This window comes from Enterococcus sp. AZ009 (genome assembly GCF_050548785.1).
In the GTDB taxonomy this organism is placed as follows: Bacteria; Bacillota; Bacilli; order Lactobacillales; family Enterococcaceae; genus Enterococcus_D; species Enterococcus_D entomosocium.
Genome location: NZ_CP172960.1, coordinates 3,362,975 through 3,379,177, shown reverse-complemented (window position 1 = coordinate 3,379,177; position 16,203 = coordinate 3,362,975). Strand labels below are relative to the sequence as shown.

General features: G+C 44.6%; 12 protein-coding genes. 3 read left to right on the top strand and 9 right to left on the bottom strand.

Going from position 1 to position 16,203, the window contains the following annotated elements; translation table 11 throughout:
* Positions 1-20 precede the first annotated feature (20 nt).
* Both IGJ74_RS15925 and IGJ74_RS15920 read right to left on the bottom strand, forming a co-directional pair.
* The gene (locus IGJ74_RS15925) at positions 21-1,040 is read right to left on the bottom strand and encodes a LacI family DNA-binding transcriptional regulator (RefSeq protein ID WP_005227844.1); all 1,020 of its coding nucleotides are present in this window, start codon (positions 1,038-1,040) and stop codon (positions 21-23) included.
* A gap of 107 nt (positions 1,041-1,147) precedes the next feature.
* Positions 1,148-3,412: a glycoside hydrolase family 65 protein gene (locus IGJ74_RS15920; RefSeq protein ID WP_087664565.1), complete on the bottom strand. Its 2,265-nt coding sequence runs from the start codon at positions 3,410-3,412 to the stop codon at positions 1,148-1,150.
* A 251-nt stretch (positions 3,413-3,663) separates the two neighbouring features.
* On the opposite strand from IGJ74_RS15920, the gene IGJ74_RS15915 reads away from it, so the two are divergent.
* Together IGJ74_RS15915 and IGJ74_RS15910 are read left to right on the top strand one after the other, a co-directional pair.
* Positions 3,664-5,838, top strand: coding sequence for a PTS transporter subunit IIBC (locus tag IGJ74_RS15915; protein WP_087664566.1), 2,175 nt, complete (start codon positions 3,664-3,666; stop codon positions 5,836-5,838).
* A gap of 93 nt (positions 5,839-5,931) precedes the next feature.
* The gene (locus tag IGJ74_RS15910) at positions 5,932-6,762 is read left to right on the top strand and encodes an endonuclease/exonuclease/phosphatase family protein (RefSeq protein WP_060791568.1); all 831 of its coding nucleotides are present in this window, start codon (positions 5,932-5,934) and stop codon (positions 6,760-6,762) included.
* 55 nt (positions 6,763-6,817) lie between these two features.
* On the opposite strand, the gene IGJ74_RS15905 is transcribed toward IGJ74_RS15910, so the two are convergent.
* The 7 genes from IGJ74_RS15905 to IGJ74_RS15875 form a co-directional block, all read right to left on the bottom strand.
* Positions 6,818-7,258 (bottom strand): hypothetical protein, encoded by a 441-nt coding sequence (locus IGJ74_RS15905; RefSeq protein WP_008379328.1) that lies wholly within the window; start codon positions 7,256-7,258, stop codon positions 6,818-6,820.
* The gene (locus IGJ74_RS15900) at positions 7,251-8,024 is read right to left on the bottom strand and encodes a MurR/RpiR family transcriptional regulator (protein ID WP_087664567.1); all 774 of its coding nucleotides are present in this window, start codon (positions 8,022-8,024) and stop codon (positions 7,251-7,253) included. The genes IGJ74_RS15905 and IGJ74_RS15900 overlap by 8 nt, the downstream gene beginning before the upstream one ends.
* A 63-nt stretch (positions 8,025-8,087) precedes the next feature.
* Entirely contained in the window at positions 8,088-9,419 is a 1,332-nt protein-coding gene (locus IGJ74_RS15895) for a 6-phospho-alpha-glucosidase (RefSeq protein WP_087664568.1), read from the bottom strand.
* Between the two features lie 13 nt (positions 9,420-9,432).
* Positions 9,433-11,025 carry an alpha-glucoside-specific PTS transporter subunit IIBC gene (locus IGJ74_RS15890; RefSeq protein ID WP_005233553.1) on the bottom strand — a complete coding sequence of 531 codons (1,593 nt, stop codon included), beginning with the start codon at positions 11,023-11,025 and terminating at the stop codon, positions 9,433-9,435.
* A 187-nt stretch (positions 11,026-11,212) separates the two neighbouring features.
* Positions 11,213-11,884, bottom strand: coding sequence for a type 1 glutamine amidotransferase (locus IGJ74_RS15885; RefSeq protein WP_087664569.1), 672 nt, complete (start codon positions 11,882-11,884; stop codon positions 11,213-11,215).
* Positions 11,877-13,226 carry a Mur ligase family protein gene (locus tag IGJ74_RS15880; RefSeq protein ID WP_042890677.1) on the bottom strand — a complete coding sequence of 450 codons (1,350 nt, stop codon included), beginning with the start codon at positions 13,224-13,226 and terminating at the stop codon, positions 11,877-11,879. The genes IGJ74_RS15885 and IGJ74_RS15880 overlap by 8 nt, the downstream gene beginning before the upstream one ends.
* 198 nt (positions 13,227-13,424) lie before the next feature.
* Entirely contained in the window at positions 13,425-14,831 is a 1,407-nt protein-coding gene (locus IGJ74_RS15875) for a TrkH family potassium uptake protein (protein ID WP_008379338.1), read from the bottom strand.
* Positions 14,832-15,222: 391 nt separating this feature from the next.
* On the opposite strand from IGJ74_RS15875, the gene IGJ74_RS15870 reads away from it, so the two are divergent.
* Positions 15,223-16,041 (top strand): Cof-type HAD-IIB family hydrolase, encoded by an 819-nt coding sequence (locus IGJ74_RS15870; protein WP_016621934.1) that lies wholly within the window; start codon positions 15,223-15,225, stop codon positions 16,039-16,041.
* Positions 16,042-16,203: the final 162 nt, after the last annotated feature.

Below are 16,203 nucleotides of genomic sequence, written 5' to 3'. Positions count from 1 at the left end.
AGTGGACCAGACACAGCGGATCAGTTCAACTGGTTGCGGTTCAAGACTGTTTCTCGTTTGATCAGCTTATGTGGTACGACCAGCTGTACGCCGTTTGAATCTTCATGATTCAATTGCGCCATCAGCCGTTCGGTAGCGATTTTTCCTAAGGACAACACGTTGATATCGATACTAGTCAAATACGGATGTGTCAAAGTAGCAAAGATCGAATTGTTGAAACTGATGATGGATAAATCGTCGGGGACTTTGTAGCCATACATCGTCGCTAATTGAATGATCCGCACAGCGAACAGATCATCGATCACGACGATGGCCGTTGCTTGGGATTCTTTGATCGTTTCTTCAAACGTGACGTAATCTTCCGCTTTTTCAAAGGTCAATGCTGGATAAAAGGGGAGATTTGCCAGCATCATGGCTTTTTGGTAGCCGAAGAAACGCTCGAAATACAGATTTTCATGGGTCGTATTAGTAGCAAATAAAATCTTCGTATGCCCTTGGGCGATCAGATGCTCGGTTGCTTGCTTGCCTAACAACTGGTTGTCATTATCGACAAAAACGATTTTGTCTTCATTGCTGTATGGTTGACCAATCAAGGTAAAGGGGACTTCTTTTTCGACCAGATAATCGATGATGGGGTCTTTTTCATCGGAATAGACCAAGATAAAGCCATCTACTTGTTTTTGCAGGTGCATTCGTTCCACGTTTTTTAGTAATGTAGCAAAGTCACGGGCGGAGGCAACGGCAACCGTCATTTGATGATGGCGGGCCTCTTCATTGATGGCTTCGATCGTTTCTAAATAAAAGGGGTTTCCTAGTCGTTCTTTCGAATCAAGGGGCGGCAAGATCACGCCGATGGCACTAGATATCTGTTTGCCGAGATTTCGAGCCGCAAGATTGGGGACGTAGCCCATTTCTGCCATTACTTTGCGCACTTTCTTCTTAGTATCTTCAGAGATACTGGGATGATCGTTTACGACACGAGAAACCGTGGATGTAGCGACGCCAGCCTTTTTGGCGACATCTTTGACCGTAATGCTCACTGATTTCCCTCCTTTTTTAGCTTATAGTATCACAAAGTGTCGGCACAAGGGTAGAGCCAATCAAAAGAAAGAAGAAATGCAGACATTTCTTCTTTCAGAAGGCTTGTTTAGCTAATCGCTGTACTGATTTCGTCTTCTAAAACATAGTCTTTGCCATACACCTTGATTGGCAATGCCTCACCGCTGATTTTTTTCAAAGTCACCGTCGACTCATTGACGGAAACAAAGAGCAGACGTCCACGATAGTTGATGTGGAAGGCATAGCGGCTCCACGTTTTAGGTAAGAATGGCGCAAACCCTAAGTGGTCGTGATCGGTTTTCATTTGAGCAAAGCCTTGAACGATCGCTAACCAGCTGCCGGTCATAGAAGTGATGTGCAAGCCATCATCGGTATCATTGTTGTAATTGTCCAAATCAAGACGAGCAGTCCGCTCATACATTTCCAACGCTTTTTCTTCCATGCCTAATTCCGCTGCTAAAATCGCATGGATACTTGGAGAAAGGGAAGATTCATGCACTGTCATCGGCTCATAGAAATCAAAGTTCCGTTGTTTTTCTTCTTTGCTGAATTGATCGCCGAAGAAGTAGATCCCTTGCAAAACATCGGCTTGCTTGATAAAGCAAGAGCGCAAGATATGATCCCACGACCAATTTTGGTTCAACGGCAAATGTTTTGGATCAAGATCGGAAACGGGCATCAAGTCTTTGTCTAAGAAGGTATCATGCTGGACGAAGACTCCAAGCTCTTGGTCTTCTGGGAAGTACATATTGTCGATGATGTCTTGCCATTTGGCTTGCTCTTCGTCAGAGATCGTGACAGTCGCTTCGTCTTTGAAGGCTTCATAGCTGGCTAAGGTATAAGCTAAGACCCAAGTAGCCATTTTATTGGTGTACCAGTTGTTATTGATATTGTTTTCGTATTCGTTTGGTCCAGTGACGCCATGGATCATGTATTTTTGCTGACGTTTTGAATAGTGGACACGATCTGCCCAGAAACGTGAAATCGCGCTTAACACTTCTAATCCTTCTTTTTTCAGGTAACTTGTATCGCCAGTATAATTCGTATAGTTGTAGATGGCATAAGCGATGGCACCATTTCGGTGGATTTCTTCGAAAGTGATCTCCCACTCATTGTGGCATTCGATCCCAGTGAAGGTCACCATTGGGTAAAGGGCACCTGCTAAGCCTTGTTTTTGTGCATTGATATGGGCTTGCGGCAATTGGTTGTGACGGTATTTCAACAAGTTGCGGGTCACTTCTGGTTTTGCTAATGCCAAATACAATGGGACTGCATAGGCTTCGGTATCCCAGTAAGTCGCACCGCCATATTTTTCACCAGTAAAGCCTTTCGGTCCGATGTTCAAGCGCTCGTCTTCGCCATAATAGGTTGAAAACAATTGGAACAGGTTGAAACGAATCCCCTGTTGCGCCGCAGCATCGCCTTCAATGATCACATCGGCTAAATCCCAGCGGGCTTTCCAAGCAGCGACTTGTTCTGCACGCAACGCATCATAATCTGCTTTGTATAAAGTGCCTAATTCGGTGACTTTTGCTGGATGATCATGAGCGGGAACATCACGACTCGTAATGATCAAGACTTCTTTGATCAATGAGAAGGTGTCACCGGCTGCCCCAGAAAAGGCAAAGGTATCAGCGACGCAAAGTTCGCTTTTCACGGAATCAGTCGGTGTTTGGCTATGACGCATAGCAGAAGTGACAGTAAAGCGTTCAATGTCAAAGTTATTTTCTACGGTCCGAGTCGTCAAGTAATGGAAGGTTTCGGTTTGGCCATGAGCCAATTCTTCCCAGAAACGTTCATCGTAGTTGCTGTCTTCGTTATGGACGTTGTTATCTAGTTTAGAAACGACTTTAATCTCAGCGTCGCCTTCAATGATCTCAGCATCCATCTTAATGAGGGCAAGTTCACGTTTTACGATGCTCAAGAAGCGTTCAAAAGAGAATTTAACCGTTGCACCTGCCAAAGTGACAGTAAAGTTGCGGCGTAAAATCCCGGTTTCCATGTCTAGTTCTAAACGGAAATCACTTGGGCTGATTTTTGCTAAGTCGACTAATTGGTCATTGACAAATAGGTCCATTGCAATAAAGTTGACCGCATTGATCACTTTGCCAAAATAGTCAGGATAGCCGTTTTTCCACCAGCCAACACGGGTTTTGTCTGGGTACCAGACACCTGCGATATAGGTACCTAAGTGATGATCGCCGCTGTATTGTTCTTCAAAGTTGCCGCGCATTCCCATGTAGCCATTCCCGATGCTTGTTAGCGACTCTTGCAGTCGACGATTTTCTTTATCTAAGGTAGATGTCGCGATTTTCCATGGATCGATCTCGAACAATCGTTGGATTTTTTTCATGAAAGTCCCTCCAGAATCTTTTTGATATCTCTATCATAAGCGCAAACGATTGCATCGTCAAGTGAAAGTTGTTGCGTTTAAAGAATTTCCTATTAGGAAACATCGAGAAAGAAAGATTCAGTTATATAAAGGTGGAAAAGCGAATAGAATCCCTTTTGATATTTCTGGGTTTACAAAATCTTTTTTCTCCGTTAGAATGAAATTATTAAGAAACCGATTGCGTAAATCGATTCAGGGAAGGAAGAAGGAAGATGAAAAAATTATTGAGCTTCGAATTTTGGCAAAAATTCGGAAAAGCGCTAATGGTGGTTGTCGCTGTTATGCCAGCCGCTGGTTTGATGATCAGTATTGGGAAAACGATCCCAATGATTAATGCCGACTGGGCATTCTTGATCACCACAGGAGGCGTCATTGAAAACATTGGTTGGGCAATTATTGGTAACCTGCATTTATTATTTGCATTAGCTATTGGTGGTAGTTGGGCTAAAGAGCGAGCTGGTGGGGCATTTGCTGCCGGGATCGCCTTTATTTTGATCAACCGGATCACTGGTTCGATCTTTGGCGTGACGAGCGCGATGTTAACCGAAGAAGGCGCCTTTACCCATACGTTGTTTGGGACAAAGATCATGATCGACGGTTTCTTTACTAGTGTATTAGAAGCACCTGCTTTGAACATGGGTGTCTTTGTCGGGATCATCGCCGGTTTTGTGGGGGCAACAGCTTACAACAAATACTATAATTTCCGCAAATTACCGGATGCGCTTTCCTTCTTTAACGGCAAACGCTTCGTCCCTTTCGTGGTGATTGCCCGTTCAGTAGTCGTCGCATTAGTATTATCGATCGTTTGGCCTTACATTCAAGCCGGCATCAACAACTTCGGTTTATGGATCGCGCAATCACAAGAAAGTGCGCCCGTTTTAGCACCGTTCTTGTTTGGAACCTTGGAGCGGCTGCTCTTACCATTCGGGCTGCATCATATGTTGACGATCCCGATCAATTACACCGAATTAGGTGGAACCTACACGATTCTTTCTGGGGCACAAGCCGGCACCCAAGTCTTTGGACAAGACCCATTATGGCTTGCTTGGGCAACGGATCTAGTGAATATGCGCAATGCTGGCGATACGTCACAATATCAATTTTTATTGGAAAACTTTGTTCCTGCCCGCTTTAAAGTTGGACAAATGATTGGTTCATCTGGGATCTTGATGGGCTTGTCTTATGCCATGTACCGCAATGTCGATGCGGACAAACGGCACAAATATACCTCTATGTATTTATCAGCTGCCATCGCTGTCTTCTTGACAGGGGTAACAGAACCGTTGGAGTTCATGTTTATGTTTGCTGCCGTACCGCTTTACATCGTTTATGCAGTCGTACAAGGGGCGGCATTTGCGATGGCGGATATCGTCAACTTACGGGTCCATTCTTTTGGGAATATCGAGTTGTTGACCCGTACCCCAATGGCGATCAATGCCGGCTTAGGACAGGATTTGATCAACTTTGTGTTAGTGACCATCGTCTTTGGTGTCGGGATGTATTTCTTGGCAAACTTCTTGATCAAAAAATTCAACTTTGCAACACCAGGCAGAAACGGCAACTATGAAACAGAAGGGGCCAGCGATGCGCCAGCAACTGCTTCGGCGGATGGCAACTTGAACCCAGATTCGCAAGTCGTGAAAATCATTCATTTATTAGGGGGACGTGAAAATATCGCCGACGTTGATGCATGTATGACCCGTTTACGAGTTTCTGTGAAAAATCGAGAAGCGGTCGGCGATGAAAAAGCGTGGAAAGCCGCAGGGGCGTTAGGCTTGATCGTAAAAGACAATGGCGTGCAAGCAGTCTATGGACCGAAAGCAGATGTCTTAAAATCAGACATTCAAGATATCTTAGATTCTGGTGTCACGATTCCCGAACCGACTGCTAGTCAAGCACCCGTAGAAAGCACTACCCATCAAAGCCAAGGCGTGACAGCTGAACTAGCTGCCGTTGCCACTGGAGAAGTGATGCCGATCACTTCTGTCAAAGACCAAGTGTTTGCGGAAAAAATGATGGGTGACGGTTATGGTATACGTCCAGAGCAGACGACAGTTGTCGCACCAATCAGCGGGAAAGTCACCAACATCTTCCCAACGAAACATGCGATCGGCTTGCTTTCTGACGAAGGCATCGAAGTATTGGTTCACATGGGGTTAGATACCGTTGACTTAAACGGTGCCCCCTTTACGGTAGCTGTCACTGAAGGTCAACAAGTGGCGGTCGGTGACAAGTTAGCGGAGATGGATCTAGCTGCAGTAAGTGCTGCTGGCAAAGACATCACCATCGTTGTAGTGTTGACCAACAGCGATCAAATCGATTCCTTTGAATTGACCCAAATCGGCAAGCAACAAGCAGCCGCAGTTGTTGGAATCGTAAAACTATAATAAAATGACAAGCGGGTCGACTCTTTTGTTGACCCGCTCTCTTTTATTTTTAAAAGGAATCGTACAAGCAAATCGAGAGAAGGAGCCTTATTCATGAAGGTATTAACTTTGAACACCCATAGCTGGTTAGAAGAAAATCAGCTAGAAAAATGCAAAATGATCGCACAAGAAATTGCAACAGGCGACTATGACATCATCGCCTTGCAAGAAGTCAACCAAACGATTGCTGCTCAAACCATCGTTCCTGATGGGCTTTATTGCCCGACAGATACGCTGGTGGAAATCAAGGAGGACAATTTTGCTTTACGCCTAGTGGAAGAACTGCAACTGTTAGACTGTGACTACTATTGGTCATGGACCTACAGTCACGTAGGATATGACATTTACCACGAAGGCAATGCCTTATTGTCCAAACAGCCCATCATTGCCAAAGAATATCTTGCTTCACAAGCCACGGATGTCTGGGATCATACCACGCGCAAAAACCTGAGCGGCGTGACTGAAGCCGATGGGCAGATCGTACAAGTCGTTAGCTGTCACTTTTCTTGGTGGCAAGACGGTAAATTTGCCTACGAGTGGCAACAGACAGAAGCATTTTTAGCAGAACGGGCAGATACCTTATTGATTCTAGGAGATTTCAACAACGATGCGGCCAGTTCTGGTCATCAACTCGTCCTTGACAGCTCCTTACAGCTGCAAGACAGCTTTTTAACGGCTACCGAAACGATTGGGGAAGCCTCTGTCGTTAAAGCCATTGATGGCTGGCAAGACAATCGAGAAGCGTTGCGGATCGATTATGTTTTTGCATCAAAAGACCTGCAAGCAACGGAATATGAAGTCGTTTTTGACGGAACGCGTACTCCAATCGTCAGCGATCACTTTGGAATCAAAGTGGTTTTTGCTTCAAAAACAGATCCAAACTAACATGAGCGACAGCAAAAAGCAGTGCCAACCGGCACTGCTTTTCTTTTTGGGGAAGTTAAATCGCTGATCGAACAAGGAGGAAAAAGAATAAACTCAATAAAAGAATGAATGCTAATGTCCCATAGGTAAAACTCTTTTCGCCCCAGGTTGCGTTTTCCTCCTGACTCGAAAGACTTCTTCTTGTAAAAAAGACGAGTCCTGCGCCGATGACATTCGCTGTCAGTAACTGCTGGAAGAAGATCAGGAATAAATACTGTCCCAAAAGGCCTTTTTTACTCATGGAAAACCGTTGAATAAAGTACAGGCAAGCCCCTTGCAGCAAAAGGAGACTACTTAACAAGACCCCTAAAGCGGCTAACGGTTGCGAGTTGAGGTACTGGGCAAAGGTCATCCCATGGTTGAAGGCAGTCAAGGAAAGATAAAGATAGTAAGCACCGGCGATCAAAAGCCAATAACTCAGTAAAATCAATGGAAACGCCCATTTTCGTTTAGTCATGGTTGCCCTCCTGTAAAGTGAATAGTCCGTAGGAACGGATCAAATAATCAATCAAGCAGCTCAGTCCGATCAAAGACTGGCTAGGGATTTTCTTGCGACCGATTTGAAAAAAATCGCAATAATAGGTCAGGTGAAACGTTGAATGGCGAGCAAAATAATTATCTCCTGGCGCACTCAATGTCAAAACGGGAATCTGACGAATCGCAAAAGTCGTCAGATTCTCTTTGACGTTTTCTGTTTCGCCGCTGAGTGAGGCGATGATCACACAATCTTCGGCAGTGATCATCGGCATGACCATATCAAATTCCGTTTTGTTCGGCAATACGATCACTCGTTTTTCCATAGAAAGCATCATTTTGGAAAACTCCTCCAGTGCTTTCTTTTGGGAAAACCCAGTTGGGTAGCAGTAGATGGTTTTGCTGCGGTCAAACAAGCGGTTGAGGACAGCTAAGTCTACCGTTTTTACATAGTTGAGGGTGGCGAAAATATCCTCTTGTTGTTTTTCAAAAATCGTTTTTTGCTGCGAAATCGTTGTTGCCTGTTCTTGCTGATGCCGTAGAAAATATTTGAACTCGGAATAGCCAGAAAAACCAAGTTTTTTCGTCAACCGTAAAATAGAAGACTTTGAGACGTGAACCTGCTCGGATAGCTCGACGATCCCCATAGATAGAACGGTGGCGCCGTTGGAAAGAATATAGTTCAGAATGCCACGATCAAGTTCACTTAACTCTGCTTGGTGCTGTTGAATCAAATACTGTAATTTCACAAAAACCCCTCCTTATTGATTAAGTATAGCTGAAAAGCCAGGAGGGGAGGCGAAGAACGCTGGCTAGTGTAATTCTGGCCAAAAGGCTTGATTTGCTTCGATCAATTCATCGAGTAATTCTTTGGCTACACGGGCATTTGGGACCACTTTTGAAAGAATCAGTGCTTGCCACAGCTTCTGGTAAGAACCCTCTGCCCAAGCTTCCACGACTAATTTTTCTACGGCGACTTGTTGTTCCATCAATCCTTTTTGGAAGCGAGGGATCTTGCCTTGTGTGATTGGTTCTGCCCCGTTACTGCCGACGATACAAGGCACTTCCACCATTGCCTGTTCATCAAAGTTGACGATCGCTCCTTCGTTAGGCACGATCAACAGCATTCGTTCTTGCGTGTTATAAGCAATCGCTCGTGCAAGGTCAACAATGTAGCTGGCGTGTTCATCCACTTCAAGCGTGGTGTCAGTCGCTGTCTGGTTTTCTACGATGCGTTGGCATTCACCAAAGACGTGTTTTTCGCGGCCAGCCATGACTTCATTTGCCCGTGTAAAAGATGGGTTGGTGTGCGCCACTTCATCTTGAGGGAAAAAGTAATACTTCAAGTAGGTATTTGGCAAAGTGGATGGATCAACCTCGTACACTTCTTTTGCTTTGACAAAGGTGTGCATCCAGCTGGCATCAGCATGTTGGCTCGCTTCGATTTCTTCTGGCAATGAATAGCCGTATTTTGCTACATGCGCTTGGATCTCCGGCAGCAAGTCATTGCCAGCTTTGTCTCGTATATCTGTCCACCAGCCAAAGTGATTCAAGCCATAATAGCGAACGACCAATTCTTTGCGAGAAGCTAAACCGATCGCTTGCGCCATCCGTTCTTCGATTCCCACTGGCATATCACAAATATTAATGATCTTAGCATCAGGGCGCAATTTACGAGTCGCTTCTGCGACGATCGCTGCAGGATTGGAATAATTCAACATCCACGCATCAGGGGAATATTTTTCCATATAATCGACTAACTCCAATACACCGCCGATAGAACGCATCCCATAAGCGATCCCGCCAGGACCACAAGTTTCTTGGCCGACCACACCATATTTCAAAGGGATTTTTTCATCCTTTTCGCGCATCGCATACAAGCCAACTCGGATATGCGCCATCACAAAATCGACATCCTGAAACGCGGTTTCGGGATCAGTGGTTGCTAAAAAGCTGATTTCGGGTGCGCGTTCTTTCAATAAAATCTCGCAAGCTTGTGCCACTTTTTCTTGTCGTTCTTCCAAATTGTCGTAAAACTTGATTTGGCGAATCGGGAAACGATCCAAGTGTTCTAAAAGCATCAAGACGATTCCAGGGGTAAAGGTACTGCCGCCTCCAGCGATCACGATTGAAAATTTTTTCATTTTTGTTTCCTCCTTAGTCTGATACAGCTAATAATTTTTCGAATTGTTCTCTCACTTGTGGCACATCCAGGCCAACGATCACTTGGAAGGCGTTGCCGTTGCGAACGACACCATGGGCACCAGCGCCTTTAAAGATGTCATCTGGCAGCACTTGGTCTTGATCTTTGACGGTGATTCTTAGGCGAGTGGCACAATTAGTGACTTTATCGATATTGTCGCGACCGCCAAACCCTTCTAAGTAGACTGCGGCTTGTTCGGTGTAGCGATTGGCACCGGCAATCACTGGAGTTCCAGTGTTGGCTTGTTTTTCTTTGTAATCTTTTTTGGTGTATAGTTTGACTTCGCTATTGTTTTCTTCCCGTCCTGGTGTGGCCAACTTAAATTTGAGGATCAAGAAGCGGAAAACAAGGAAATAAAGCGCAGTAAAGGCTAACCCAATCACCAACTGCGTGAAGATCATACTGCGATGATTTTGAAATAGCGGAATCCAGACCTTCGCTAACAGATCGATCAAGCCGCCCCCCATATCTCCAACGACCCCGAAGGCAAACATCGTTGCCGCCATGGTCGCTGCTAAAACAGCGTGCACCGCAAAGAGGGGTGGTGAGATAAAGAGGAAGGTAAATTCCAATGGCTCAGTGATACCAGCTAAAACGGCAGTTAAAGTGGCAGGGATCAAAATCGCTAAGACTTTCTTTTTATTCTCAGGCTTGGCTGTGAAATAAAAAGCAGCAGCGATCCCCGGTGCAGCAAAGATCTTAGAATTGCCATGTAAAGCAAAGCCCCCTTCAGGGAAAAGCTCTTTCAATGGTCTGGTGGATTGGGCAAATTCTTGTAAATGTGCCATCCAGTATTTGGAGATTCCTTCTTCGACGACAGCAGGACCAAAAACAAAGGGGGTATACACGAAATGATGGAGACCTGTGGGGATCAATATTCGCTCTAAGAAAGTATAGAGCCAGACCCCAAAGACCCCAGCACTTGCTAGAAACCCTTGCATGGACCCAATGCCAGCTTGGACTTTCGGCCAAATCAATGCAATCAAGAAAGCGACTGGCAACATCAAAAAGAATCCAAGGATCACGACAAAGGAAGAGCCTTGGAAGATTCCGAGAAAATCAGGCAGCTTCGTATCGAAAAACTTGTTGTGAAGATAGACGACGATCGCCGAAATAAAAATTGCTCCGATAATACCAGTATCTAATGTTTTGATGCCGGCGATCATTTTCAAGCCACTCTCACCGCCGGGATCAGCTGCAAAGTTGACACCGAAGAAGTGACCAAAGTATTCGATCATGCCAGAAATAAAATAATTACAAGTAATATAGACGACAAAGGCTTCCATTGCCGCTCGCGCATTGGCTTTTTTTGCGAGACCGATCGGTAATCCAATAACAAATAGTAATTCCATTTGGTTGAAGACCGTCCATGCACCGTTTTCAATAATCGTCCAAATGTTGAACCAAGTAGAGCCTTCAGTGGCGATGCTCCCCACAAGCATCGGATTTTTAAAGATAATACACAGCGCGACCATGATCCCCGAAAATGAAAACAAGAGGACCGGGGTAAACATCGCACCGCCAAACCGCTGAACTTTTTCCATCATAATTTCTTAACATCTCCTTTCAATTTTTACTACAACCTCAGTATAGAAAAGAAAGATAGCGGTTACAATAAAGCGAGGTGGCATAGGAACGTAGAAGCAAACAAAGAGAAAAGGTAGCAACTGCGGGGAAATTTCCCATAAAAAAACAAACCTGCGAAAAACAGGTTTGTTTGCTAAGTACGTGTATTTAAATTTCGACGTTGCCATAACGATTGGCAAGGGCGGTGCGGATCAAGCGCTCTGCCAAATGCTCATTTCTTGCGAGAAGCGGTCCGTGGAAGTAAGAGCCGAACACATTGCGGTAAACCACGCCTTCGGTTTGGTCTTCGCCATTGTTTCCTTGTCCTTGGATGACTTTCCCCAATGGTTTTTCCCCTTTACCTAAGAAAGTACGGCCATTATGGTTTTCAAAGCCATAATAGGTCTCATCGAATTCTTCATTGTGGATCACGATGTCACCGATGAAACGGTTGTTTTCTTGGCTTAAGGTGTAATGATCCAAGGCACCGATCCCCTTGATTTTCTCGCCGTTGGCACCGATGTAGTAATGACCCAGCAATTGATAGCCGCCGCAAATTGCCAGCATCACGCCATCATTTTCGATATAGCTGGTCAGGGCTTCTTTTTTTGATTGGATATCTTGTGAAACGATCACTTGTTCAAAATCTTGTCCGCCACCGAAGAAGACGAGATCATATTTTTCAGGATCGAAGGACTCGTGAATGCTGACGACTTCTGCGTTGAAGGTCACGCCTAGTTTTTCGGCCACGTAGCGCAACATCAAGAGATTGCCGTTATCGCCGTAAGTATTCAAAAGATTTCCATACAAGTGGGCAACATTCAGTTGATACTTAGTCACGACTCATTCCTCCTTTGATATAGCCTTTTTCCGCAAGCTTTTTGCGTAGCTGCAGGACTGCAGTGTAAGTCGCTAAAATATAGACTTTTTCTGTTGGTAAGTCTGCAATTTGCTTGATGACGTCATCAAGTTCAGGGGTTTCAATGATTTTCTCTTCAGGGATCCCCGCAACTTTTAACCGCAACGCCATATCTTTGTGACGATCACCACCAGCGACCACTTGAGGAATCCCCATATCGGCAAACGCTTCATGGTCGCCATCCCAAATCCAGCTGACGTCGATCCCATCTGCGTAGTTGGCATTCAACAAGCTGACTAGTGAGAAAGGATAGGGCGACAGGCTGATCATATCGATGACTTGGTTCAAACCAACAGGGTTTTTAACTAAAACTAACGTACATTCTTTGTCCCCGATGCGGATCACTTCTTGGCGGCCAAAGACTTTTTCGTCATAGGCCAAACCAGATTTGATTTTTGCAGGTGCTACGCCATAATATTCCGCAACCGCAGTTGCCGCCAGCGCATTGTAGACATTGTACATCCCACCAACTTCGATGCGATAGTCATTGCCATCGATCACAAAAGCAGCAGAGGTGTTGTCCATTGCAGTCATTTCCGTCAGTTTATAATCCAATTCTGGTCGATGGAAGCCGCAATTTGGGCAGTAGTATTTCCCAAGATTGGCATAGGTGATCATTTTATAATGCAAAATGTGATGACACTCAGGACACAACACGCCATCCGTATTGTAATGGGCCATCTGCTCTTCATCTGGCAAATGATCAAATCCATAGTATTTCCGCGGATTGACAGTTGCCACCGAATTGAACAGTGGCGAATCCCCATTGCAGAGGATCGTTGCTTCCGGTGAGTTTGCGGCACCTTCAACGATCATTTTATAGGTCGTATAGATCTCGCCATAACGGTCCATTTGATCGCGGAAAATATTGGTGAAAACGAACAATTCCGGTTTGATGTACTTCGTTACTTTGCTGAGACTGGCTTCATCGATTTCTAAAACCGCAAATTTTTTGCCTTTTTTAGGGCGTGCCGATAGAAAGGTTGAAACGATCCCTTGGACCATATTGGCGCCGGTGGGGTTCGTTAATACTTCATCAAATTCTTGGCGCAAAATATTGACAGTCAAGGCAGTCGTCAATGTTTTGCCGTTGGTGCCTGTGATCACGACGACTTGGTAATCTTTCGCCAAATGATCTAATATATGTGGATCAACTTTTAATGCTAATTTACCAGGCAGGCTTGAGCCACCTTTGAAAAAGTTCTTTAATACCCATTGAGAGGTCTTACCGACTGAAACAGCCAGATGACTTCGTATTCCCATAATGTAACCCTCCATTAGAGCGAATGCTTTCGTTGTGCAAATTCAATTTATCATACCATATACCAAGAAAAAGGTTAAATTGCTTTTGCGATTCTTTAAATTTCTACAAAGACCATTCTGATAAATGGCTCTTTTACTTGCGATGATCAAAGGCTTGAAAAGCAAAACAGCAAACCTTCTGCCAGGTTTGCTGCTGCTTTAACCGATAATGATTTTTTCCGTTGGGTACTCGTAGCCTAAGTCACGTGTTTCTTTTGGTACGAATAACATCAAGGTGTACAGCATACCGACACGGCCGATAAACATCAAAAGAGCAATCACGAGTTTGCCGATGGTTGATAAATCGCCCGTGATTCCTAAAGAAAGCCCTGTGGTTCCAAAGGCCGAGGAAACTTCAACAATGATGGCGATCAAAGGGATATCCTCGATGGCGGTCAAGAATAAGACACAAAAGAAGCACATGCCCATCGAAAGCATGAAGACCACCACTGATTTACGGACGTCATCTTGATCGATGCGGCGACCGAAGATATTGATATTGTCCTCACTTTTCAAGAAGGCATAGAGGTACAGCCCAATGATGGCAATGGTCGTCGTCCGAATCCCCCCACCAACAGAGCTGGGACTACAACCAATAAACATCAGCAAGGAGAAAACGATCAACGTCGTGGTTTGGAAGTTGCCTAAGTCATGGATCTGCAGGCCAGCATTCCGCGTTGTCATGGAATAAAACATGCTGTTCATCCACATACCACTAAAGCTGTAATCTTTGAATAAATAATCTTTCTCAAGGAAAAAGATCGCTAATGTACCGCCGACAAAGAGGATCACGAAAGCCAAAACAGCAATTTTTGTGAATAAAGAAAAGCGAAACGGCAAGCGGCGGCGTTGTTTTTTCATTTTAAAAAGGACCCATTCCCGAAAGTCCATGATCACTGGAAATCCGATCCCCCCGATAAAAATCAAAATCATGATACACGTCAGGAAGAAATAATCATGGGAAAACGGCAAGATGGAATTGCCCGTCACATCAAACCCTGAGTTGGTCACAGCAGAGATCGCTTGATAAAACCCATAAAAGATCGCGTCACGCCAATTGTCATAATACCCGTAAAGATGAAAATAAACAGCGAAGATCGTACCTGCTACCAACTGACAAACTAAAATGATGGTAAACGTCGTTCGAATCATCCGAACGATCCCGCTAAGCTTTGGCTGGTTCATATCTGTCATGATCAATTGGCGTTGCTTTAAACTGATTTTGCGCCGTGAAACGATCGCAAAAAAGGTCGAGATCATCATGATCCCTAAACCACCAACTTGAAAGAGGACTTCCAATAAAATGACCCCGCGGTCGTTAAATACGTCATTGATCGGGAAGGTAGTCAACCCTGTGACACTGACCGTGCTGACCGCCATAAAGAACAGATCGATAAACGCGACATGAGAGCCCGGTTCCCGAAAGAAGGGAAGTGAAAAAAGCCCCAAAGAGACCACCGTCATCACGATATAATAAAAAACAATCACTTGGATTGAAGATACATTCTGGGAAATAAACGTCTTGCTCCTGCGCTGCGTCAAGCGAGCAAAGCGGGTAAAGTTCATAACAAAAACCCCTCACTAATTAAACTATCCCCAGTATACCAAAGAACCAAGTAGATTTGAAAGAAAGCAGGATAGAATTTATGTGGGGCAGAAATTGCGCAAGGAAACGTTTCTGGAGTGATTCTTTTCATTCGGGCAAAGGAGCCGCCAATCAATCCTTGTGTTTGGCAGCGATGGTCTGCCTTTGAATGATCTTCAATCATTGTAAGGATTTTTGAAAAGGTAGGCACGATTGAATGGTGTAAAGCAGTAGTCTCTTTTTTGAGAGGCACTATCCCTTCAATCGATTTTTTAGCAAGAAAAAGGATGCGGAAGTTGTATATACATGTTAAAATAATAATGTGAGAAAAACGCTTTCTTTAATAAAGAAAGCCAGAATGGAGAGAAGTAGATGAATGCCAACCCTTATGATATCAAGTTAGTAGCTGTCGATATGGATGGAACCTTTATGCGCACGGATTATACGTATGATGTTCCCCGCTTCAAGGTCGTGTTGGCCCGCATGAAAGCAGTCGGCTGTCAGTTTGTCGTTGCCAGCGGCAATCAGTATTACCAGTTGCGGGCTCAATTTCCCGGCTATGATCACGAGCTGAGTTTTGTTGCAGAAAACGGAGCACTTGTCAAAGACAAAGAAACAGTGCTTTTTGCAGCGGACATTCCCCGAGAAACGGTTTTCGCAACCTTAGATTTATGTAAAAAATACTCCGAAGTTAAAAATGTAATGTGTGGGCTCAATAGTGCTTATTGTGAACGGGGAACGGTCAGTGATGCTTTTTTTGAATTAACAAATAAGTATTACCACAAATTGCAATGGGTCGATGACTTTGCCCAAGTAGAGGACACGATCCTGAAATTTGCCCCAACCGTTCCTGTCGAAAAAACGGCCTATTATTCGGAACTATTTCAAAAAGAACTAGCTGGTTTGCTAGTGCCAACAGGCAGTGGGCATGGTTCCGTGGATCTGATCGTGCCTAACTGCCACAAAGCATCAGGATTGGCACGCTTGGTAGAGCGATGGGGGATCACTCCTGAGCAATGTGTCGCTTTTGGCGATGGCGGCAATGATTTGGAAATGTTAGCCTATTGCCAGAGAGGCTATGCGATGGACAATGCGCCAGAAAACGTCAAAGCCGTTGCCACCGCTGTCTGTCCCTCAAATGATGAGGATGGAGTATTAGTCACATTGGATCAGCTGTTCCCGATAGTCTAGGCGTTCTTTAAGATTCTTAAAAATAGGTAAGTATTCCGATCAATTTTCACGATTTCAGAAGAAAACGCTGGCAATTTATGAGAAGATAAAAGAAATAAAAGATAACAGCGACGATCCGCACGGAACAATAGAGAGAAAAGCGCATCAATTTTTTGAAAATCG

Bases quoted from the DNA above. Each gene is read 5' to 3' on its own strand.
- IGJ74_RS15875 (WP_008379338.1), bottom strand. From the start codon at position 14,831: ATGAACTTTACCCGCTTTGCTCGCTTGACGCAGCGCAGGAGCAAGACG.
- IGJ74_RS15910 (WP_060791568.1), top strand. From the start codon at position 5,932: ATGAAGGTATTAACTTTGAACACCCATAGCTGGTTAGAAGAAAATCAG.
- IGJ74_RS15920 (WP_087664565.1), bottom strand. From the start codon at position 3,412: ATGAAAAAAATCCAACGATTGTTCGAGATCGATCCATGGAAAATCGCG.
- IGJ74_RS15915 (WP_087664566.1), top strand. From the start codon at position 3,664: ATGAAAAAATTATTGAGCTTCGAATTTTGGCAAAAATTCGGAAAAGCG.
- IGJ74_RS15890 (WP_005233553.1), bottom strand. From the start codon at position 11,025: ATGATGGAAAAAGTTCAGCGGTTTGGCGGTGCGATGTTTACCCCGGTC.
- IGJ74_RS15905 (WP_008379328.1), bottom strand. From the start codon at position 7,258: ATGACTAAACGAAAATGGGCGTTTCCATTGATTTTACTGAGTTATTGG.
- IGJ74_RS15870 (WP_016621934.1), top strand. From the start codon at position 15,223: ATGAATGCCAACCCTTATGATATCAAGTTAGTAGCTGTCGATATGGAT.
- IGJ74_RS15880 (WP_042890677.1), bottom strand. From the start codon at position 13,226: ATGGGAATACGAAGTCATCTGGCTGTTTCAGTCGGTAAGACCTCTCAA.
- IGJ74_RS15895 (WP_087664568.1), bottom strand. From the start codon at position 9,419: ATGAAAAAATTTTCAATCGTGATCGCTGGAGGCGGCAGTACCTTTACC.